The following is a 22,207-nucleotide window of genomic DNA, read 5'->3' on the forward strand; positions in this document are numbered from 1 at the left end:
CCCTTGCTTCTGAAACAGTGCAATTCTGAATAAACCCGGTACAGCGTCGTATTGTACGGGTTTGTTCACGCCATGCCACGTCGGAACCCTCCGACCAGCATAGTCAACGGCCTGTTACGCACTGTTCAATTGGAGCATGCATTCTCTTTTGTGACAAAGGCTTATGAGGTGTTTTTATGAACGATGCGAAGCATTCACGCCTGATCATTCTGGGCTCTGGCCCTGCCGGTTACAGCGCTGCCGTCTATGCCGCTCGGGCCAACCTCAAACCGACGGTGATCACCGGTTTGCAAGCCGGCGGCCAACTGACCACCACCACCGAAGTCGACAACTGGCCCGGCGATGTCGAAGGCCTGACCGGCCCGGTGCTGATGGAGCGGATGCAGAGACACGCCGAACGCTTCGACACCGAGATCGTCTATGACCACATCCACACCGCACAGTTGCAGCAGCGGCCGTTTATCCTCATCGGCGACAGCGGCACCTACAGTTGCGACGCGCTGATCATCGCCACCGGCGCCTCGGCGCAATACCTGGGCCTACCCTCCGAAGAGGCCTTTGCCGGCAAGGGGGTTTCCGCCTGCGCCACCTGCGATGGCTTCTTCTACCGCAATCAGGTGGTGGCAGTGGTGGGCGGCGGCAACACCGCCGTGGAGGAAGCACTGTACCTGTCGAACATCGCCAAAGAAGTGCACCTGGTGCATCGCCGCGACAAGCTGCGGGCCGAGAAGATTCTCCAGGACAAGCTGTTCGACAAGGCCGCCAATGGCAATATCCGCCTGCACTGGAACCAGCACCTGGAGGAAGTGCTGGGCGATGCCAGCGGCGTGACCGGCGCCCGCCTCAAGGACAGCCACAGTGGAGAAACCAAGGATCTGGCACTGGCCGGGGTGTTTATCGCCATCGGCCACAAGCCCAATACCGATCTGTTCCAGGGCCAACTGGAGATGCGCGACGGCTACCTGCTGGTGCGTGGAGGCAGCGAAGGCAATGCCACGGCCACCGGCATCCAGGGGGTATTTGCCGCCGGCGACGTGGCCGACCACGTCTATCGCCAGGCCATCACTTCGGCCGGCGCCGGCTGCATGGCAGCGCTAGATGCGGAAAAATTCCTCGACGACAACTAAGCCCTCGCCCTACGCTTGTGGCGGGCCCGCAATGGCTCGCCACCGCCCTCCCCTGCCGCAAGTCTGGATACCATGCTGACCTGGTTACAACGCAACACACTCGACTTCCCGCCGCTGGAAAAGGCCATGCGCGAGCCCAATGGCTTGCTGGCCGCGGGCGGAGACTTGTCTGCCGACCGCCTGATCCAGGCCTATCGTCACGGCTGCTTTCCCTGGTTTTCCGAAGGCCAGCCGATTCTCTGGTGGTCCCCCGATCCGCGCACAGTGTTATTCCCGGACGAACTGCATGTTTCCCGCAGCCTGGGCAAACTGTTGCGCAAACAACGCTATCAGGTGACCTTCGATCAGGACTTTGCCGCAGTCATCAGCGCCTGTGCTGCGCCTCGCGCCTATGCCGACGGCACCTGGATCAGCGAAGCGATGCAACGCGCCTACCTGCAACTGCATCAACGCGGCTACGCCCATTCGGTGGAAGTCTGGGATCAGGGAGTCCTGGTAGGCGGCTTGTATGGACTGGCCATGGGGCAGCTGTTTTTCGGCGAGTCGATGTTCAGCCGCGCCGACAATGCCTCGAAATTCGGCTTTGCCACTCTGGTGGAGCGCTTGAAGGCGTGGGGATTTGTGCTGATCGACTGCCAGATGCCCACCGAACACCTGCACAGCCTCGGCGCCCGATCCATTTCCCGGCCAGAGTTCGCGAATTACCTGAAACACCACCTGGACCTGCCGAGCCGCGCCATATGGGTTTCCTAGGCGGGTTTGCCGGGGGTGGCTTACACTTAATTGCAAAGCTTATTCCGAGGGTTGACTCATGACCGAGTTGGCGCGCCTGAAGTTCTATGCCACCCAACCCCACTCTTGCAGCTACCTGCCCGACGAACAGGCGACCACTCTGTTCCTCGATCCCAGCCAGCCCATGGACGTGCATGTCTACGCGGATCTGTCGGAAATGGGCTTTCGGCGCAGCGGCGATCATCTGTATCGCCCCCACTGCCAGAACTGCAACGCCTGCGTGCCGGCGCGCATTCCTGCTACACAGTTCCTGCCCAGCCGCCAGCAAAAGCGCATTCTCAAACGCAACAGCGACCTGACCGTACACGCGGCCAAACCCTGCTTCAGCGAAGAGTATTTCGACCTCTACCAGCGCTACATCGAGCAACGCCACGCCGATGGCGACATGTTCCCCCCAAGCCGCGACCAGTTCTCGACCTTCCTGGTTCGAGACCTGCCCTTCTCGCGCTTCTACGAGTTCCGCCTGGACGGCCGCCTGCTGGCCGTGGCGGTCACCGACCTGCTGCCCAATGGCCTTTCAGCGGTCTACACCTTCTATGAACCCGACGAAGAGCGCCGCAGCCTCGGGCGCTTTGCGATCCTCTGGCAAATCGGCGAAACCCTGCGCCTGGGGCTGGATGCGGTGTACCTCGGCTACTGGATCAAGAACTGCAAAAAGATGAACTACAAGACCCAATATCGCCCCATAGAGCTGCTGGTTAACCAGAGATGGGTGATCCTCAACTAGAAGGTCTTGGCTTAAACCCCACTTTTCGGGCACAATGCACGCCGCTTTTGCCTGGCGCAGTTGCACCGGGCCATTCATTGGACACCGAGGGCTTTACTGCATGTCGAAAGAAGACAGCTTCGAAATGGAAGGCACTGTCGTCGACACCCTGCCCAACACCATGTTTCGTGTGGAGTTGGAAAATGGGCACGTCGTAACCGCGCATATTTCCGGCAAGATGCGCAAGAACTACATTCGTATTCTTACCGGTGACAAAGTGCGCGTCGAGCTGACGCCCTATGACTTGAGCAAAGGGCGCATCACTTACCGCGCTCGCTAAGCAAGTCAATACAAGACGCCCGGTTATGCCGGGCGTTTTTGTTCGTCTGCAAAAAAACGTTTCAAACGCCAGATAGCACAAAGGCACCTCCCGGTGCCTTTGGCTGTACTGCTGCGTTATGCGGCGATCAAGCCATTTCCGCCGTGGTCTCGAAATCGAAGGTCAGCTCGCCATCCTTGATGTCGATGTGGACCACACCGCCATGGTCGGACAACTCGCCAAACAGGATCTCCTCGGCCAGGGGACGCTTGATCTTGTCCTGGATCAAGCGCGCCATCGGACGGGCGCCCATGGTCACGTCGTAACCACCGGCGGCCAGCCAGCTGCGAGCGGCATCGGTCACTTCCAGCTGCACGCGCTTGTCTTCCAGCTGCGCCTGAAGCTCGGTAAGGAACTTGTCCACCACGCTCTTGATCACTTCGTGGCTCAGGCGACCGAACTGGATAATGGTGTCCAGACGGTTGCGGAACTCCGGCGTGAAGCTCTTCTTGATCACTTCCATGGCATCGGAAGAGTGATCCTGATGCGTGAAACCGATGGAGGCTCGCGCCGCGGTTTCAGCACCGGCGTTGGTGGTCATGATGACGATCACATTGCGGAAATCCGCCTTGCGCCCGTTGTTGTCGGTCAGGGTCCCGTGGTCCATCACCTGCAGCAGCAGGTTGAAGACTTCCGGGTGGGCCTTCTCGATTTCATCGAGCAGCAATACGCAATGCGGCTGCTTGGTGATGGCCTCGGTCAGCAAGCCACCCTGATCGAAACCAACATAGCCGGGAGGCGCACCAATCAAGCGCGAGACGGTGTGCCGCTCCATGTACTCGGACATGTCGAAGCGTACCAGCTCGATCCCCATGGCCTTGGCCAACTGCCGCGCCGCTTCGGTCTTGCCGACACCGGTAGGACCGGCGAACAGGAAGGAACCGACCGGCTTGTCCGGCGATTTCAGGCCTGCACGGGACAGCTTGATCGCGGTAGACAGCGAATCGATCGCCGCATCCTGGCCAAACACCGTCAGCTTGAGATCGCGCTCAAGATTGCGCAGCAGCTCTTTATCGGAACTGGTGACGTGTTTTGGTGGAATCCGCGCGATTTTCGCCACGATGTCTTCGACCTGGGCCACTTCGATGCGCTTCACGCGCTTCTCCGCCGGCTGCAGGCGCTGATAGGCCCCTGCCTCGTCGATGACGTCGATGGCCTTGTCCGGCATATGCCGGTCATTGATATAGCGCGAGGCCAATTCTGCAGCGGCACGCAGGGCTTCATCACTGTATTCGATACTGTGATGCTGCTCGAAACGCCCCTTGAGGCCGCGCAGGATGCCAATGGTGTCTTCAACCGAGGGCTCGGACACATCGACTTTCTGGAAGCGCCGCGCCAAGGCCCGGTCCTTCTCGAAAATGCCACGGAACTCCTGGAAGGTAGTCGAACCGATGCAACGGATATCACCCGAGGACAGCAGCGGCTTGAGCAGGTTCGAGGCGTCCATCACCCCACCGGAGGCCGCACCGGCACCGATGATGGTGTGGATTTCGTCGATGAACAGGATCGCCTGAGGGCGCTTTTTCAATTCGCCCAGCAGCGCCTTGAAGCGCTTCTCGAAATCGCCGCGGTATTTGGTACCGGCCAGCAACGCCCCGAGATCCAGCGAGTAGACGACGCTGTTGACCAGCAGGTCCGGCACTTGATTGTCGACGATGCGCTTGGCCAGGCCCTCGGCAATCGCGGTCTTGCCCACGCCTGCCTCACCCACCAGCAGCGGGTTGTTCTTGCGCCGGCGCGCCAGGATCTGCGCTACGCGCTCGACTTCCTGCTCGCGCCCTACCAACGGATCAATGCGACCCTGACGGGCCAGTTCATTGAGGTTGCTGGCATAGGCATCCAGAGGATTGCCCGAAGAAGACGACTCACCACCCTCTTCGTCCTGCATATCCTGTTCACCTTCAGAATGATCGCCATGCCCGGGCACCTTGGAGATGCCATGGGCGATGTAGTTGACCACGTCGATACGGGCAACGCTCTGCTGTTTCAGCAGGAACACCGCCTGGCTCTCTTGCTCACTGAAGATTGCCACCAGCACATTGGCACCGGTGACTTCACGCTTGCCCGAGCTCTGTACGTGAAAGACAGCACGTTGCAATACGCGCTGGAAACCCAGGGTTGGCTGAGTTTCGCGATCCTCGTCGTGCACGGGAATCAGCGGCGTGGTGGAGTCGATGAACTCCTGCAGGTCGTGCTTGAGTTTGTCGAGGTTTGCTCCGCAGGCACGTAAAACGGTGGCGGCGGCCTCATTATCCAAAAGAGCCAACAGGAGGTGCTCGACGGTCATGAACTCATGACGCTTCGAACGGGCCTCCTTGAAGGCGAGATTGAGGGTGACTTCGAGCTCGCGGTTTAACATAGCTTCACCTCATACCCAAGTGGTCGGCGTTAACCGTCCTTCTCGATTTCACAGAGTAGCGGATGCTGGCTTTCCCGGGCGTACTGGTTGACCTGCATGGCCTTGGTCTCGGCGATGTCGCGGGTAAACAATCCACACACTGCCCGCCCTTCGGTATGGACGGCCAGCATGACCTTGGTCGCCAGCTCGCGATTCAGGTTAAAAAACATCTCGAGCACTTCGACGACGAAATCCATCGGCGTGTAGTCATCGTTGAACAAAACCACCTTGTACATCGGCGGCGCCTGGAGAGCAGGCTTAGCCTCCTGTACTGCCAAGCCAGCGGAATCGTCGTCGTGCAAGTCCGGGCGATCCTGATTGAATGTTAGTCGAATCTGGCTGATTGCATGCATGGAAAGAAAGGTTCGTCAGTTGTGCAAATACAGTGGTGGGGGCGCCCTGGAAGGATTTCAACTCCGACCGCCGGGTCAACTTGACTATCGGCAAAACGGTGTTACAACCAATAGGGCCCACATTGGGTAATAAACGTCCGCGGCGTCAACCTTTTTACCAAGCTTGGCGGCGGATGAACTGGATGATACTCCAGTGATGGAGTCTGTTGCAGAGGGATATGAGTATGGCTAGCGGTAAGGTCAAGTGGTTCAACAACGCCAAGGGTTATGGCTTTATTAATGAGGAGGGCAAGACTGACGATCTGTTTGCCCATTACTCGGCCATCGATATGGATGGCTACAAGACCTTGAAAGCCGGACAGGCTGTGAGCTTCGAGATCATCCAAGGGCCCAAGGGCCTGCATGCGATCAAAATCAGCGCGTTGAAGGTGCCCGGCGAAATCGTCAGCGCCGAGGCCCAGCCCGAAAGCGCCCTTAGCTGATCCAACCAACATCCAGTCATAAAAAAACCGGCCGACTCAAGGGATTGAGTCGGCCGGTTTGCTTTGGGCGCCGTACAGCTTACATGTGCGAGATCAGCGCATCGCCGAAGGCCGAGGAAGACAGCAGGGTTGCACCGTCCATCAGGCGTTCGAAGTCATAGGTCACGGTCTTGGCCGAGATTGCGCCATTGGTGCCCTTGATGATCAGGTCGGCTGCTTCGGTCCAGCCCATGTGGCGCAGCATCATCTCTGCGGAAAGGATCAGCGAGCCCGGGTTGACCTGGTCCTTGCCGGCATACTTGGGCGCGGTACCGTGGGTGGCTTCGAACATGGCCACGGTATCGGACAGGTTGGCGCCTGGTGCAATGCCGATGCCGCCCACTTCCGCCGCCAGGGCGTCGGACAGGTAGTCACCGTTGAGGTTGAGGGTCGCGATCACATCGTATTCGGCCGGGCGCAGCAGGATCTGCTGGAGCATGGCGTCGGCGATAGCATCCTTGACGATGACGTTCTTGCCGGTTTTCGGGTTCTTGAACTGCATCCAGGGACCGCCGTCCAGCAGGGTCGCGCCGAACTCTTCGGCCGCCACTTCATAGGCCCATTCCTTGAAGGCACCTTCGGTGAACTTCATGATGTTGCCTTTGTGCACGATGGTCAGCGAGTCACGGTCGTTATCCACTACATATTGCAGCGCCTTGCGCGCCAGACGCTTGGTGCCCTGCAGGGAAACCGGCTTGACGCCGATGCCGCAGTTTTCGTCGAAACGGATCTTGGTGACACCCATTTCCTCCTTGAGGAACTTGATGACCTTGGTGGCTTCTGCCGAGCCGGCTTTCCACTCGATGCCGGCGTAAATGTCTTCGGAGTTTTCACGGAAGATGGTCATGTCCACGTCACCCGGCTTCTTCACCGGGCTGGGCACGCCTTCGAACCAGCGCACAGGGCGCAGGCATACATAAAGATCGAGTTGCTGACGCAGGGCCACGTTCAGGGAACGGATGCCACCACCGACCGGAGTGGTCAGCGGGCCCTTGATGGAAACCACGTAATCCTTCACTGCGTCCAGGGTTTCCTGAGGAAGCCAGGTGTCCTGGTCGTACACTTGAGTCGCTTTTTCCCCGGCATACACTTCCATCCAGGAAATCTTGCGTTCGCCGCCGTAAGCCTTCTTAACCGCAGCATCGACAACCTTGATCATGACCGGGCTGATATCAACACCAATACCGTCGCCTTCGATGAAAGGAATAATCGGGTTGTTAGGAACATTGAGAGAATGGTCTGCGTTGACGGTGATTTTGTCGCCGACTGCTGGAACCTGAATCTTCTTGTATCCCATGCTGAACTCCGTTGTGTGGATTGAACATCTGGCTGCGTTCGAGCGTACCCCAGTTGAATCTGGACGGGAACCTCATGTTCCACCCATATGCCGTGAAAGCTGCACAGTTCGCGGCCTACAAGCCTGAAAGCAAAGGGAAAAGTGCCAAAGTAAAGCACCCCGAGCGACTCTACGCCTGCACCCTGCCTGCGACCTTTAGACCAATGGACGAGAACGGGCGCCTATGAAGCATCGGCGTTTTGCTAGCTACCTATGTATAATGCCGCCGCTGACCACAGAGTCACGACGGCCGAACGCTCTGCTACCGACAAAACAAGCCGAGAATGGCCGCCCAAAGCCGGGTTGTTACCGCAGCCCACCCGCTTGACGCTCGACTGATGCACCCAACATCACCGCGAAGAAACCTCGACATTCGGCTCATGGATGACCTTTGAACGAAAGCGCTTACCCGGCGCACCTCGAGTTTCTGCGCACGCTTTAGCAAAGAAGAGAGTTAATCCGAATATGCCCACCCGCTCGAAGATCATCTACACCTTCACCGACGAAGCCCCGGCCCTCGCCACCTATTCCCTGCTGCCTATCGTAGAAGCCTTCACCGCTTCGGCTGATATCGCCGTGGAAACCCGCGACATCTCCCTGGCCGGCCGCATCCTCGCCAGCTTCCCTGAGCAGTTGGGTACCAAAGCGGTGCCGGACCACCTTGCCGAACTGGGCGAGCTGGCGGTCACCCCAGAAGCCAACATCATCAAGCTGCCGAACATCAGCGCCTCGGTCCCGCAACTGCAAGCCGCGATCAAAGAGCTGCAGGCCCAGGGCTATGCGCTGCCGGACTACCCAGAAACCGTGACCTGCGACGCCGACAAAGACGCCAAGGCGCGTTACGACAAGGTCAAGGGCAGCGCCGTGAACCCGGTCCTGCGTGAAGGCAACTCCGATCGCCGCGCTCCGCTGTCGGTGAAGAACTATGCGCGCAAGCACCCGCACAAGATGGGCGCCTGGGCCAAGGACTCCAAGTCCCACGTTGCCCACATGAGCAACGGCGACTTCTACGGCAGCGAAAAAGCGGCCCTGATCGAAGCAGCCGACAGCGTCAAGATCGAACTGATCGCCCAGGACGGCACTGCCACCGTCCTGAAGGAAAAGACCGCCGTGCAAGCCGGCGAGATCCTCGACTGCGCCGTAATGAGCAAAAAGGCCCTGCGCGCCTTCATCGCCGCTGAAATCGAAGACGCCAAGAAGCAAGGCGTACTGCTCTCGGTACACCTCAAGGCCACCATGATGAAGGTCTCCGACCCGATCATGTTCGGCCAGATCGTTGCCGAGTTCTATCAGGATGCCCTGAGCAAGCACGCCACCGTACTGCAAGAAATCGGCTTCAACCTGAACAACGGCATCGGCGACCTGTACGCCCGCATCAAGGCCCTGCCGGCCGACCAGCAAGCTGCGATCGAAGCCGACATCCAGGCCGTCTACGCAGCCCGCCCTGCCCTGGCCATGGTCAACTCCGACAAAGGCATCACCAACCTGCACGTGCCGAGCGACGTGATCGTCGACGCCTCGATGCCTGCCATGATCCGTGACTCCGGCAAGATGTGGGGCACCGACGGCCAGCTGCACGACACCAAGGCCGTGATCCCGGACCGTTGCTACGCCACCATCTACCAGGCCGTGATCGAAGACTGCAAAGCCAATGGCGCGTTCGATCCGACCACCATGGGCAGCGTGCCGAACGTTGGCCTGATGGCGAAAAAAGCCGAAGAATACGGTTCCCACGACAAGACTTTCGAAATCAAGGCTGACGGCGTGGTTCGCGTCACCGACAGCAAAGGCAGCCTGCTGCTGGAGCAGAAAGTCGAAGCCGGCGACATCTTCCGCATGTGCCAGACCAAAGACGCGCCGATCCAGGACTGGGTCAAACTGGCGGTCAACCGTGCTCGCGCCAGCAGCACCCCGGCCATTTTCTGGCTGGACCCGATGCGTGCCCACGACGGCGTGATGATCGAGAAAGTTCAGGCCTACCTGAAGGATCACGACACCAGCGACCTGGACATCCGCATCATGTCCCCGGTCGAAGCCATGAAGTTCACCCTGTCCCGCACCCGCGACGGCAAGGACACCATCTCGGTGACCGGCAACGTACTGCGCGACTACCTGACCGACCTGTTCCCGATCATGGAACTGGGCACCAGCGCCAAGATGCTGTCGATCGTGCCGCTGATGAACGGCGGCGGCCTGTTCGAAACCGGCGCCGGCGGCTCGGCTCCCAAGCACGTACAGCAGCTGCTGGAAGAGAACTTCCTGCGCTGGGACTCCCTGGGTGAGTTCCTGGCCCTGGCCGCTTCCCTGGAGCACCTGGGCAACACCTACAACAACCCCAAAGCCCTGGTGCTGGCCAAGACCCTGGACCAGGCGACCGGCCAGTTCCTCGACAACAACAAGTCGCCATCGCGCAAGGTCGGCAACATCGACAACCGCGGCAGCCACTTCTACCTGGCGCTGTACTGGGCTCAAGCCCTGGCCGCCCAGACCGAGGACGCTGCCCTGCAAGCGCAGTTCAGCACCCTGGCCAAGACCCTGACCGAGAACGAAGCGACCATCGTCGCCGAGCTCAACGCCGTACAGGGCAAGCCCGTGGACATCGGTGGCTACTACAGCGCCAACCCCGAGCTGGTGAGCCAAGCCATGCGCCCGAGCGCCACCCTCAACGCGGCCATCGCTGCGCTGGTGTAAGCACGAGCGAACACACAAACCCCGGCCCCGCGCCGGGGTTTGTGCTTCTGGAGTCCGCAGCAACCGGCCTGTCGGCGAAACAGACAGCGCTCGCTTCGCCGGCAAGCCGGCTCCTACAATGTTCACCCTTTATAAAGGAGTGCCTTTATGGAATGGCAACCGCATATTACTGTCGCCACCATCGTCGAGGACCAGGGCAGCTTCCTGTTCGTCGAGGAATACCAGGGCGAACAAGCCGTGCTCAACCAGCCCGCCGGGCACCTGGATGCCAATGAAAGCCTGCTCCAGGCCGCCGTCCGCGAAACCCTGGAAGAAACCGGCTGGGACGTGGAGTTGACCGGCGTGGTCGGCATCTACCTCTACACCGCCCCCAGCAACGGCGTGACCTACCAGCGCGTGTGCTTTGCCGCCAAGCCACTGCGCCATCATCCGGACTATCAGTTGGATGACGGCATCATCGGCCCGCGCTGGCTGAGCCGCGAGCAACTGCTGGAGCAACGGGCCAACTGGCGCAGCGAGCTGATCCTGCAGTGCCTGGACGATTACCTGGATGGCCAGTTGCACAGCCTGGCACTGATCCGACCAATGCTTTAACCGCAGTTTTAGCCTTGCAGGCCTCAGCCTGTTAGAATCGCGTCCTTTTTCAAGACACCCGTTGAATTCCTATGCGTGATCCAGCCCCTTCTGATAACCAAAAGAAGCGCGTCATTGTCGGCATGTCCGGCGGCGTGGATTCTTCCGTTTCCGCCCTCCTGCTGATGGAGCAGGGTTACCAGGTGGAAGGCCTGTTCATGAAGAACTGGGAGGAAGACGACGGAACCGAATACTGCACCGCCATGGACGACCTGGCCGACGCCCAGGCCGTGTGCGACAAGATTGGCATCAAGCTGCACACCGCCAACTTCGCCGCCGAATACTGGGACAACGTGTTCGAGCACTTCCTGGCCGAATACAAGGCCGGCCGCACGCCGAACCCGGACATCCTCTGCAACCGCGAAATCAAGTTCAAGGCCTTCCTCGACTACGCCATGATGCTTGGCGCCGACCTGATCGCCACCGGCCACTATGTGCGTCGTCGCGACATCGATGGCCGCACCGAACTGCTCAAGGGCCTGGACCCGAACAAGGACCAGAGCTACTTCCTCCACGCCGTTGGCGGCGAGCAGATCGCCAAGACCCTGTTCCCGGTAGGTGAGCTGGAAAAGCCCGAAGTGCGCGCCATTGCCGAAAAACACGACCTGGCCACGGCGAAGAAGAAAGACTCCACCGGCATCTGCTTTATCGGTGAGCGGCGCTTCAGCGACTTCCTCAAGCAATACCTGCCGGCCCAGCCCGGCGAGATCAAGACCACCGAAGGTGAAGTCATCGGCCGCCATCACGGTTTGATGTACCACACCATTGGCCAGCGTCAGGGCCTGGGCATCGGCGGCCTGAAAGACGCCGGCGAAGAGCCGTGGTACGTGCTGATCAAGGACCTGGAGCACAACGAGCTGATCGTGGGCCAGGGCAATGATCACCCCTGGCTGTTCTCCCGCGCCCTGCTGGCCTCCGACATCTATTGGGTCAACCCCATCGACCTGAGCCAGCCGCGACGCCTGACCGCCAAGGTGCGCTACCGCCAGAGCGACCAGCCCTGCACCCTGGAAAAGACCGCCAACGGCTACCGCGCCACCTTCGACGACCCACAGCGCGCCGTCACTCCCGGCCAGTCCGTGGTGTTCTACGACGGCGAGATCTGCCTCGGTGGCGGCGTGATCGAAGTGGCCGAACCCTGGAGCAGCAAGGACGCCCGTCCATGAGCCCGATTCAGGAACAACTGACGGCGCTGGGCGGTGTATTCCTGGCCGCCGTGCTGGTGGACCGGATCGCCAAGACCGGCCAGGTCAGCGAAGCGGCCTTGAGCTGCATGCTCGGCAGCCTGCTGATCCGCGACCCGAAAGACACCCTGGAAGTCTACGGCGGCGACGACATCAACCTGCGCGAGGGTTACCGGGCCCTGATCGGCGCCCTGGAGCGCGACCCCAGCACCCTGCAGCGCGAACCGCTGCGCTACGCTTTGTCGATGCTCGGCCTGGAGCGCCAGCTGGCCAAGCGCGACGACCTGCTGGAGACCATCGGCAAACGCCTGCCGCAGATCCAGTCCCAGGTAGAACATTTCGGTCCAGCTCACGAAAACGTCATCGCCGCGTGCGGCGGGCTGTACCAGGACACCCTGAGCACCCTGCGCCAGCGCATTCAGGTGCACGGCGACATGCGCAACCTGCAGCAGCCCAGCAATGCCTCGAAGATCCGCGCCCTGCTGCTGGCCGGCATCCGCTCGGCACGGCTGTGGCGACAGCTGGGCGGCCATCGCTGGCAACTGGTGATCAGCCGGCGCAAATTGCTCAAAGAGCTTTATCCGTTGATGCGCAGCAGCTGAGCTGCGCCTGATTTTTCAAGAGCTGCGCGTAAGACGCTGGTCAGTTGGCAACGGACCGGCGGATATTTTCATGTATGATACGCGCCCCATTTCGTTGCCCGACTGTCCGAGAACACCCCATGCAGCTCTCTTCGCTCACTGCGGTTTCCCCTGTTGACGGCCGCTACGCCGGCAAAACCCAGGCCCTGCGCCCCATTTTCAGCGAATACGGCCTGATCCGTGCTCGCGTCCTCGTTGAAGTGCGCTGGCTCCAGCGCCTGGCCGCCCATAGCGCCATCAGCGAAGTGCCGGCGTTCTCCGCCGAAGCCAACGCCGTCCTCAATGCCCTGGCAGAGAACTTCTCGCTGGAGCACGCCGAGCGCGTCAAAGAGATCGAGCGCACCACCAACCACGACGTCAAGGCCATCGAGTACCTGCTCAAGGAACAAGCCGCCAAGCTGCCTGAGCTGGCCAACGTCAGTGAATTCATCCACTTCGCCTGCACCAGCGAGGACATCAACAACCTGTCCCACGCCCTGATGCTGCGCGAAGGCCGTGATGAAGTGATGCTGCCGCTGATGCGCCAGACCGCCAACGCCATCCGCGAACTGGCGATCCGTTTCGCTGAAGTGCCGATGCTCTCGCGCACCCACGGCCAGCCGGCCTCGCCGACCACCCTGGGCAAGGAACTGGCCAACGTCGTTTACCGCCTGGAGCGCCAGATCGCCCAGGTCGCTGCCGTGCCGCTGCTGGGCAAGATCAACGGCGCCGTGGGCAACTACAACGCCCACCTGTCGGCCTACCCGGACATCGACTGGGAAGCCAACGCCCGCGCCTTCATCGAAGACGAACTGGGCCTGGCCTTCAACCCCTACACCACGCAGATCGAGCCGCACGACTACATCGCCGAGCTGTTCGACGCCATCGCCCGCTTCAACACCATCCTGATCGACTTCGATCGCGATATCTGGGGCTACATCTCCCTGGGCTACTTCAAGCAGCGCACCATCGCCGGCGAAATCGGTTCCTCGACCATGCCGCACAAGGTCAACCCGATCGACTTCGAAAACTCCGAAGGCAATCTGGGCATCGCCAACGCACTGTTCCAGCACCTGGCAAGCAAACTGCCGATCTCCCGCTGGCAGCGCGACCTGACTGACTCCACCGTGCTGCGCAACCTGGGCGTGGGCTTTGCTCACAGCGTGATTGCCTACGAGGCCAGCCTCAAGGGCATCAGCAAACTGGAGCTCAACGCCCAGAAAATCGCCGAAGACCTGGACGCCTGCTGGGAAGTCCTGGCCGAGCCGATCCAGACCGTGATGCGCCGCTACAACATCGAAAACCCCTACGAAAAGCTCAAGGAACTGACGCGCGGCAAGGGCATCAGCCCAGAAGCGCTGCAGACTTTCATCGACGGGCTGGACATGCCCGCCGCGGCCAAGGCCGAGCTGAAACAGCTCACCCCGGCCAGCTACATCGGTAATGCCGCAGCCCAGGCCAAGCGCATCTGACCGTTTGCTCGACCTTTTGACGCCCGGCCGCGCCGGGCGTTTTTATTCCTGCTAGAAAAGTACACTTTTTCAATAGGTTACACATGAATCCTGATATTCCTCTTCAACTTCTGGGCGGCATCACTGCACGGGAATTTCTGCGTGACTACTGGCAGAAGAAACCCCTGCTGATCCGTCAGGCCCTGCCTGACTTCGAAAGCCCGATCGAACCTGACGAACTGGCCGGCCTGGCCCTGGAAGAAGAAGTCGAATCGCGCCTGGTGATCGAGAACGGCGAGCGCCCATGGGAACTGCGCCGCGGCCCCTTCGCCGAAGACGAGTTCAGCAAGCTGCCGGAACGCGACTGGACCCTGCTGGTCCAGGCCGTGGACCAGTTCGTCCCGGAAGTCGCTGAGCTGCTGGAGCACTTCCGCTTCCTGCCGAGCTGGCGCATCGATGACGTGATGATCAGCTTCGCCGCACCTGGTGGTAACGTCGGCCCGCACTTCGACAACTACGACGTGTTCTTGCTGCAAGGCTTTGGTAAGCGCAACTGGAAGATCGGCCAGATGTGCGACTCCGAAAGCCCGCTGCTGCAGCACGCGGACCTGCGCATCCTCGCCGAATTCGAAGAAACCGAAAGCTGGGTCCTGGAGCCCGGCGACATGCTCTATCTGCCACCGCGCCTGGCCCACTATGGCGTTGCGGTGAACGATTGCATGACCTATTCGGTCGGTTTCCGCGCCCCGAGCGCCGCCGAAGTCCTGACCCACTTCACCGATTTCCTCGGCCAGTTCCTGCCGGACGAAGACCGCTACACCGACGCCGACGTGCAGCCGGCCAGCGACCCGCACCAGATCCAGCAGGACGCCCTCGACCGGCTCAAGGGCCTGCTGGCCGAGCACATGAGCGATGAACGCCTGCTGCTGACCTGGTTCGGCCAGTTCATGACCGAACCACGCTACCCGGAACTGGTGACCGGACCCGAACTGGAAGAAGAAGACCTGCTGGGCAGCCTGGAACAGGGCGCGATCCTGATCCGCAACCCGAGCGCGCGCCTGGCCTGGTCGGAAGTGGATGAAGACCTGCTACTGTTCGCCAGCGGCCAAAGCCGCCTGCTTCCCGGTAAGCTGCGCGAACTGCTGAAAATGATTTGCGCCGCCGACGCCCTGCATATCGATAACCTCGGCCAGTGGCTGGCGGATGACGATGGGCGCGGCCTGTTGTGTGAACTGGTCAAGCAAGGGAGCCTGGGGTTTGCCGATGAATAAGATTCACGTACGTGTCGCAGACTGGCAAAAGGACAACGCCGAGATCCGGCGCATCCGTGAAGCCGTATTCATTGCCGAGCAATCGGTGCCGCCCGAACTGGAGTGGGATGCCGACGACGACAGCGCCGTGCACTTCCTGGCCTTCGAGGGCGACTTCCCCATCGGCACCGCTCGCCTGCTGCCCGACGGCCATGTGGGCCGGGTTTCGGTACTCAAGGACTGGCGCGGCCTGAAGGTTGGCGACGCGCTGATGCGCGCGGTGATCGATGAAGCCGAAAAGCGCGGCCTGAAGCAGCAGATGCTCAGCGCCCAGGTCCAGGCCACGGCGTTCTATGAACGCCTGGGCTTCTCCATCGTCAGCGAGGAGTTCCTCGAAGCGGGCATTCCCCACGTCGACATGGTTCGCGGCGCCTGACCGACACACCGCTCGCGGCAACGGCCAGCCAAAACGCCCCGCCATCCCTCCTCCGGCAACTAAGCTGGAGACCAGGATGCCGGGGCGTTTTGCCGTGCGCGATTCAACTTGCCCCACCCAAAGCCGACAAAGTGTCAAACTCAAGGCTTTACGCCAGCTACTCGCGGAGATAACGGATATGTCCCTACGCACCCTGCTCACGACGCTGCTGCTGACCTTCAGCTGTTCGGTCATGGCCGCCACCGAGATCGTGCCCCTCAACAACCGCACCAGTGCCGACCTGCTGCCGGTGGCGCAGAACTTCCTCGGCAAGGACGGCAAGGTCAGCGCCTATGGCAACCAGCTGATCGTCAACGCCGAGCCGGGCAAGATCGCCGAACTGCGGGCTTTCATTGCGCAATTGGATACGGCGGCCAAGCGCCTGCTGATCACCGTCGATACCAATGAAAACAACTTCCAGGACAATCAGGGCTATTCGGTCAACGGTGCGCCCCAGACCCGAATCATCAATCGCAGCACCGAGAGCCGCGATGGCGGCATCCAACAGGTCCAGGCCAGCGAAGGCGTGCCGGCGCTGATCCAGGTCGGCCAGAGCGTGCCGTTGACCACCACCCAGACCGACCCCTACGGGCGCCTGCAGAACCAGACCCAGTACCGCAACGTCACCCAGGGTTTCTATGTCACCGCCAGCGTCACCGGCGAGACCGTGCACCTGAGCATCAGCACCAACCGTGACCGCATGAGCCAGGAACGTCCCGATGTAGTGAACGTGCAAAGTACCGACACGACTGTCAGCGGGCGCCTGGGCGAGTGGATCACCCTGGCCGGGGTCAATCGCCAGACCCAGGCCGATAAACAGGGCCCGGGCCGCAGCTACTCGACTCAAGGACGGGATGACATGACCTTGCGCGTCAAGGTCGACGCCTTGGACTAAAGCACCAAAAACTGACTGATTAGTCGTATTAGACCAAAGATGTAGTGCTACAAAAAAAGCACTACAAAACATTTGACGAGCCAAAAAACCGCGGGCATGATGGCCTCGCTCCCGCTAATCAGGGGCCCTGGCAAGGGCCTTCGGATCGCCGCTCTAACCTACCCACCTGAGCCGATTCGTGTCTGTACCGCCCACAAGGTGTGTTTGACGAGATTGCGACTGGAACGAAGTTGTCCCGAGGGACGGAAGCGTAATTAGGTAGATCGGCAACACACTGATGGAACGCACCAAGGCCCACGACGCCGGCATGCGCCCCGCAGCTCGCCTTCACCTGCTCACTTTCCCCTCGAGCCCATCGTTCACCCGTCGCCATCCCCGCCAGACCCGACTTGACCGCCATAAGCTTCCTGGTCAGCGAGCAGCCTTTTACGCAGCGTTATGACGCGTGATCGGCGGAGCCGGAATTCTCCAACCAAGAACGACTTTTTACACAAGACGCGACGAGGTTTATCTCCATGGCACTGACACGCGAACAGCAAATTGCAGCCCTTGAAAAAGACTGGGCTGAAAACCCGCGCTGGAAAGGCGTGACTCGCACCTACTCCGCTGCCGACGTGGTCCGTCTGCGTGGCTCGGTTCAACCCGAGCACACCCTGGCACGCATGGGCGCCGAGAAGCTCTGGAACCTGGTCACCCAAGGTGCCAAGCCGTCCTTCCGTCCTGATAAAGATTTCGTCAACTGCATGGGCGCCCTGACCGGCGGCCAGGCTGTACAACAGGTTAAAGCCGGTATCCAGGCGATCTACCTGTCGGGCTGGCAAGTGGCTGCGGACAACAACTCCGCCGAATCCATGTACCCCGACCAGTCGCTGTACCCGGTGGACTCGGTTCCAACCGTGGTCAAGCGCATCAACAACTCGTTCCGTCGCGCCGACCAGATCCAGTGGAAAGCCGGCAAGAACCCGGGCGACGACGGCTACATCGACTACTTCGCACCGATCGTGGCCGACGCTGAAGCCGGTTTCGGCGGCGTACTGAACGCCTACGAGCTGATGAAGAGCATGATCGAAGCAGGCGCCGCCGGCGTTCACTTCGAAGACCAGCTGGCTTCCGTGAAGAAGTGCGGCCACATGGGCGGCAAGGTACTGGTGCCAACCCAGGAAGCCGTACAGAAGCTGACCGCTGCCCGCCTGGCGGCCGACGTTGCCGGCGTACCGACCATCATCCTGGCCCGTACCGACGCCAACGCTGCCGACCTGTTGACTTCCGACTGCGACCCGTACGACCAGCCATTCGTGACTGGCACCCGCACCCAGGAAGGCTTCTACAAAGTGAAAGCCGGCCTGGACCAGGCAATCGCCCGCGGCCTGGCTTACGCTCCGTACGCCGACCTGATCTGGTGCGAAACCGCCAAGCCGGACCTGGACGAAGCCCGTCGCTTCGCCGAGGCGATCAAGAAGGAATACCCGGACCAGATCCTGTCGTACAACTGCTCGCCTTCCTTCAACTGGAAGAAGAACCTGGACGATGCGACCATCGCCAAGTTCCAGCGCGAACTGTCCGCCATGGGCTACAAGCACCAGTTCATCACCCTGGCCGGCATCCACAACATGTGGCACAGCATGTTCAACCTGGCGCACGACTACGCCCGCAACGACATGACCGCCTACGTGAAACTGCAAGAGCAAGAGTTCGCTGACGCCGCCAAGGGCTACACCTTCGTGGCTCACCAGCAGGAAGTGGGCACCGGCTACTTCGACGACATGACCACCGTGATCCAGGGTGGCTCGTCCTCGGTAACCGCGCTGACCGGCTCCACCGAAGAAGAACAGTTCCACTGATTTAGGCCTCACGGCTTGATCGAGCGGCCAATGCAGACCCGGTAAAAACAACTGCATTGCTGTACAGCTGACGCCCCGACTGGTTCGGGGCGTTTTTTTTGCCCACCCCTCCTGTAGGAGCCGGCTTGCCGGCGAACCTCTACCCTGCGCGCCCTCCTCAAAAGCCTCGCCATGCCCGCTCCCTGCAAAAAAGCTGGCCAAACATTGATCCAGGGCGGTGTTAGCAAGGGCGAAAGAGGTTAAAAGGTGCGCCCCTGCTACTTGCAGTAACAGGGATATAACAAGCAACTTTCCCACTCCCCGAAGAAAAGCAGATTAAAACAGCCTCCAAACAATATTGATTATCATTTAGCAGTTGTAACTTTCGTTACAGCAGCTACAAAACATAATTAACAAAACCTCCCCTAATGCCCGCAGGCCGCGGCTTACGGGGCTGCCGGGGTGAGCTATGTCCTTATTACGATAAACAATTTCGCTTTAGAAATTTTACTTGCCCGGTGTTTAGCCATAAAATCAGCGCGATTGATTGCGCTGCGACATATCGTCACTGCTTTATTTCTTTATCAAGCTCAGAGACTCTTGCTCTCTGTTAAGGATTACCAGCATGCCCGAAGCGACAGGACTCATGGCCCACAACTGGGGCTTTGCCATTTTCCTTCTGGGCGTTGTCGGCCTTTGCGCCTTCATGCTCGGCGTCTCCAGCCTCCTCGGGTCAAAAGCCTGGGGCCGCAGCAAAAACGAACCGTTCGAGTCCGGCATGCTACCTACCGGTGGCGCCCGCTTGCGGCTCTCAGCCAAATTCTATCTGGTCGCGATGCTCTTCGTGATCTTCGATATCGAAGCCCTCTTTCTCTTTGCCTGGTCTGTGTCCGTCCGCGAAAGCGGCTGGACCGGATTCGTCGAAGCTCTCGTTTTCATAGCAATTCTGTTGGCAGGTCTTGTCTACCTTTGGCGGGTGGGGGCTCTTGACTGGGCTCCGGAAGGTCGTCGTAAGCGGCAGGCGAAGCTAAAACAATGAGGCTTTGGCGATGCAATACAATCTCACCCGGATCGACCCCGATGCTCCTAACGATCAGTATCCGATCGGCGAACGGGAAATCGTTTCCGATCCGTTAGAGGATCAGGTCCACAAAAACATCTTCATGGGCAAGCTCGAAGACGTGCTGAGCGGCGCGGTCAACTGGGGGCGTAAGAACTCCCTGTGGCCGTACAACTTCGGCCTTTCCTGCTGCTACGTGGAAATGACCACCGCCTTCACGGCGCCCCACGACATCGCGCGCTTTGGCGCCGAGGTTATCCGGGCATCGCCGCGTCAGGCGGACTTCATGGTTATCGCCGGGACCTGCTTCATCAAGATGGCGCCGATCATCCAGCGTCTCTATGAGCAAATGCTCGAGCCAAAATGGGTTATCTCCATGGGTTCGTGCGCCAACTCCGGCGGCATGTACGACATCTACTCGGTAGTCCAGGGGGTGGACAAGTTCCTGCCCGTGGACGTCTACGTACCTGGCTGCCCGCCCCGTCCCGAAGCGTTCCTGCAAGGCCTGATGCTCTTGCAGGAATCCATTGGCCAGGAGCGTCGCCCACTTTCCTGGGTCGTCGGCGACCAAGGCGTGTATCGCGCCGAGATGCCGTCGCAAAAGGAACAGCGCCGCGAACAGCGTATACAGGTCACCAACCTGCGCAGCCCTGACGAAGTCTGATCCAGTTCTGTTCTTACAAAGAAACGAACCTGGCTTCACTCTTTACGTTGACCGAAAGCGATAAAAAACCATGACTACAGGCAGTGCTCTGTACATCCCGCCTTATAAGGCTGACGACCAGGATGTGGTCGTCGAACTCAATAACCGTTTTGGCCCTGAGGCGTTCACCGCCCAAGCCACCCGCACCGGCATGCCGGTGCTGTGGGTTACCCGCTCCAAGCTCGTTGAAGTCCTGACCTTCCTGCGCAATCTGCCCAAGCCATACGTCATGCTCTATGACCTGCACGGCGTGGACGAGCGCCTGCGCACCAAGCGCCAGGGCCTGCCAGGCGCCGACTTCAGCGTGTTCTACCACTTGTTGTCGATCGAACGTAACAGCGACGTGATGATCAAGGTGGCCCTGTCCGAAGGCGACCTCAGCCTGCCCACCGTGACCGGTATCTGGCCTAACGCCAACTGGTACGAGCGTGAAGTCTGGGACATGTTCGGCATCGACTTTGCCGGCCACCCTCACCTCTCGCGCATCATGATGCCGCCGACCTGGGAAGGTCACCCGCTGCGCAAGGACTTCCCGGCCCGCGCCACCGAGTTCGACCCGTTCAGCCTGAACCTGGCCAAGCAGCAGCTGGAAGAAGAAGCCGCGCGCTTCCGTCCGGAAGACTGGGGCATGAAGCGTTCCGGTGCCAACGAGGACTACATGTTCCTCAACCTGGGCCCGAACCACCCTTCGGCCCACGGTGCCTTCCGCATCATCCTGCAGCTGGACGGTGAAGAGATCGTCGACTGCGTACCGGACATCGGCTACCACCACCGTGGTGCCGAGAAGATGGCCGAGCGTCAGTCCTGGCACAGCTTCATCCCTTACACCGACCGTATCGACTACCTCGGCGGGGTGATGAACAACCTGCCGTACGTGCTCTCGGTCGAGAAACTGGCCGGCATCAAGGTGCCGGAGAAGGTCGACGTCATCCGCATCATGATGGCCGAGTTCTTCCGGATCACCAGCCATCTGCTGTTCCTGGGCACCTACATCCAGGACGTCGGCGCCATGACCCCAGTGTTCTTCACCTTTACCGACCGTCAGCGCGCCTACACGGTGATCGAAGCCATCACCGGTTTCCGCCTGCACCCGGCCTGGTACCGCATCGGTGGCGTCGCCCACGACCTGCCGCGTGGCTGGGAGAAGCTAGTCAAGGACTTCGTCGAATGGCTGCCCAAGCGCCTCGACGAATACACCAAGGCCGCCCTGCAGAACAGCATCCTCAAGGGCCGGACCATCGGCGTTGCCGCCTACAACACCAAGGAAGCCCTGGAGTGGGGCGTCACCGGTGCCGGCCTGCGCTCCACCGGTTGCGATTTCGACCTGCGCAAGGCCCGTCCGTACTCCGGCTACGAGAACTTCGAGTTCGAAGTCCCGCTGGCCGCCAACGGTGACGCCTATGACCGCTGCATGGTTCGCGTCGAGGAAATGCGCCAGAGCATCAAGATCATCGACCAGTGCCTGCGCAACATGCCGGAAGGCCCGTACAAGGCGGATCACCCGCTGACCACGCCGCCGCCCAAAGAGCGCACCCTGCAGCACATCGAAACCTTGATCACGCACTTCCTGCAAGTTTCGTGGGGCCCGGTGATGCCGGCCAACGAATCCTTCCAGATGATCGAAGCGACCAAGGGCATCAACAGTTATTACCTGACGAGCGATGGCGGCACCATGAGCTACCGCACCCGGATCCGTACCCCAAGCTTCGCCCACCTGCAGCAGATCCCTTCGGTGATCCGCGGCAGCATGGTCGCGGACTTGATCGCGTACCTGGGTAGTATCGACTTCGTTATGGCCGACGTGGACCGCTAA

At 60.4% G+C, this 22,207-nt stretch carries 20 protein-coding genes; 17 read left to right on the forward strand and 3 right to left on the reverse strand.

Going from position 1 to position 22,207, the window contains the following annotated elements:
• The first annotated feature begins 176 nt into the window (after positions 1-176).
• The 4 genes from trxB (at position 177) to infA (ending at position 2,965) form a co-directional block, all read left to right on the forward strand.
• Positions 177-1,127, forward strand: a complete 951-nt coding sequence (gene trxB, locus BLS75_RS29695) for a thioredoxin-disulfide reductase (protein ID WP_015636286.1) — start codon at positions 177-179, stop codon at positions 1,125-1,127.
• 72 nt (positions 1,128-1,199) lie between these two features.
• The gene (gene aat / locus BLS75_RS29700; RefSeq protein WP_015636287.1) at positions 1,200-1,880 is read left to right on the forward strand and encodes a leucyl/phenylalanyl-tRNA--protein transferase; all 681 of its coding nucleotides are present in this window, start codon (positions 1,200-1,202) and stop codon (positions 1,878-1,880) included.
• 58 nt (positions 1,881-1,938) lie between these two features.
• A complete protein-coding gene (locus tag BLS75_RS29705; RefSeq protein ID WP_015636288.1) occupies positions 1,939-2,646 on the forward strand; it encodes an arginyltransferase in 708 nt (235 codons plus the stop codon).
• Positions 2,647-2,746: 100 nt separating this feature from the next.
• Positions 2,747-2,965: a translation initiation factor IF-1 gene (gene infA, locus BLS75_RS29710; protein WP_002553999.1), complete on the forward strand. Its 219-nt coding sequence runs from the start codon at positions 2,747-2,749 to the stop codon at positions 2,963-2,965.
• Positions 2,966-3,092: 127 nt separating this feature from the next.
• On the opposite strand, the gene clpA is transcribed toward infA, so the two are convergent.
• Both clpA and clpS read right to left on the reverse strand, forming a co-directional pair.
• The gene (gene clpA, locus BLS75_RS29715) at positions 3,093-5,363 is read right to left on the reverse strand and encodes an ATP-dependent Clp protease ATP-binding subunit ClpA (RefSeq protein WP_011062172.1); all 2,271 of its coding nucleotides are present in this window, start codon (positions 5,361-5,363) and stop codon (positions 3,093-3,095) included.
• Positions 5,364-5,392: 29 nt separating this feature from the next.
• Positions 5,393-5,755 carry an ATP-dependent Clp protease adapter ClpS gene (gene clpS, locus BLS75_RS29720; protein ID WP_011062173.1) on the reverse strand — a complete coding sequence of 121 codons (363 nt, stop codon included), beginning with the start codon at positions 5,753-5,755 and terminating at the stop codon, positions 5,393-5,395.
• A 218-nt stretch (positions 5,756-5,973) separates the two neighbouring features.
• Here clpS and cspD point away from each other — a divergent pair, with 218 nt between their 5' ends.
• Positions 5,974-6,237 (forward strand): cold shock domain-containing protein CspD, encoded by a 264-nt coding sequence (cspD, locus tag BLS75_RS29725; protein WP_275656340.1) that lies wholly within the window; start codon positions 5,974-5,976, stop codon positions 6,235-6,237.
• A gap of 79 nt (positions 6,238-6,316) precedes the next feature.
• Here the strand turns inward: cspD and icd are convergent, their stop codons facing one another.
• Positions 6,317-7,573 (reverse strand): NADP-dependent isocitrate dehydrogenase, encoded by a 1,257-nt coding sequence (gene icd, locus BLS75_RS29730; RefSeq protein WP_011062175.1) that lies wholly within the window; start codon positions 7,571-7,573, stop codon positions 6,317-6,319.
• A gap of 504 nt (positions 7,574-8,077) precedes the next feature.
• On the opposite strand from icd, the gene BLS75_RS29740 reads away from it, so the two are divergent.
• The 12 genes from BLS75_RS29740 (at position 8,078) to nuoC (ending at position 22,207) form a co-directional block, all read left to right on the forward strand.
• Complete coding sequence (locus tag BLS75_RS29740; RefSeq protein ID WP_072452739.1) at positions 8,078-10,303, forward strand: NADP-dependent isocitrate dehydrogenase; 2,226 nt, start codon at positions 8,078-8,080, stop codon at positions 10,301-10,303.
• Between the two features lie 147 nt (positions 10,304-10,450).
• Positions 10,451-10,897, forward strand: coding sequence for an NUDIX hydrolase (locus BLS75_RS29745; RefSeq protein ID WP_053152686.1), 447 nt, complete (start codon positions 10,451-10,453; stop codon positions 10,895-10,897).
• A 71-nt stretch (positions 10,898-10,968) separates the two neighbouring features.
• Positions 10,969-12,102 (forward strand): tRNA 2-thiouridine(34) synthase MnmA, encoded by a 1,134-nt coding sequence (gene mnmA / locus BLS75_RS29750; protein WP_015636291.1) that lies wholly within the window; start codon positions 10,969-10,971, stop codon positions 12,100-12,102.
• On the forward strand, positions 12,099-12,722 hold the full coding sequence (hflD, locus tag BLS75_RS29755) for a high frequency lysogenization protein HflD (RefSeq protein WP_011062179.1): 624 nt from the start codon (positions 12,099-12,101) through the stop codon (positions 12,720-12,722). The genes mnmA and hflD overlap by 4 nt, the downstream gene beginning before the upstream one ends.
• 119 nt (positions 12,723-12,841) lie before the next feature.
• A complete protein-coding gene (gene purB, locus BLS75_RS29760; protein ID WP_019092906.1) occupies positions 12,842-14,212 on the forward strand; it encodes an adenylosuccinate lyase in 1,371 nt (456 codons plus the stop codon).
• 83 nt (positions 14,213-14,295) lie between these two features.
• Positions 14,296-15,462, forward strand: coding sequence for a ribosomal protein uL16 3-hydroxylase (locus tag BLS75_RS29765; protein ID WP_015636294.1), 1,167 nt, complete (start codon positions 14,296-14,298; stop codon positions 15,460-15,462).
• Positions 15,455-15,877: a GNAT family N-acetyltransferase gene (locus tag BLS75_RS29770; RefSeq protein WP_011062182.1), complete on the forward strand. Its 423-nt coding sequence runs from the start codon at positions 15,455-15,457 to the stop codon at positions 15,875-15,877. Before BLS75_RS29765 ends, BLS75_RS29770 begins: the two co-directional genes overlap by 8 nt.
• 178 nt (positions 15,878-16,055) lie before the next feature.
• Entirely contained in the window at positions 16,056-16,811 is a 756-nt protein-coding gene (locus tag BLS75_RS29775) for a secretin N-terminal domain-containing protein (protein ID WP_072452737.1), read from the forward strand.
• Positions 16,812-17,326: 515 nt separating this feature from the next.
• Positions 17,327-18,652 carry an isocitrate lyase gene (gene aceA, locus BLS75_RS29780; RefSeq protein ID WP_011062184.1) on the forward strand — a complete coding sequence of 442 codons (1,326 nt, stop codon included), beginning with the start codon at positions 17,327-17,329 and terminating at the stop codon, positions 18,650-18,652.
• 604 nt (positions 18,653-19,256) lie between these two features.
• Entirely contained in the window at positions 19,257-19,670 is a 414-nt protein-coding gene (locus tag BLS75_RS29785; RefSeq protein ID WP_011062185.1) for an NADH-quinone oxidoreductase subunit A, read from the forward strand.
• A gap of 10 nt (positions 19,671-19,680) precedes the next feature.
• Positions 19,681-20,355 carry a NuoB/complex I 20 kDa subunit family protein gene (locus BLS75_RS29790; RefSeq protein WP_072452735.1) on the forward strand — a complete coding sequence of 225 codons (675 nt, stop codon included), beginning with the start codon at positions 19,681-19,683 and terminating at the stop codon, positions 20,353-20,355.
• Between the two features lie 70 nt (positions 20,356-20,425).
• Complete coding sequence (nuoC, locus tag BLS75_RS29795; RefSeq protein WP_011062187.1) at positions 20,426-22,207, forward strand: NADH-quinone oxidoreductase subunit C/D; 1,782 nt, start codon at positions 20,426-20,428, stop codon at positions 22,205-22,207.

This window comes from Pseudomonas sp. NFPP12 (assembly GCF_900103205.1).
Taxonomy (GTDB): Bacteria; Pseudomonadota; Gammaproteobacteria; order Pseudomonadales; family Pseudomonadaceae; genus Aquipseudomonas; species Aquipseudomonas protegens.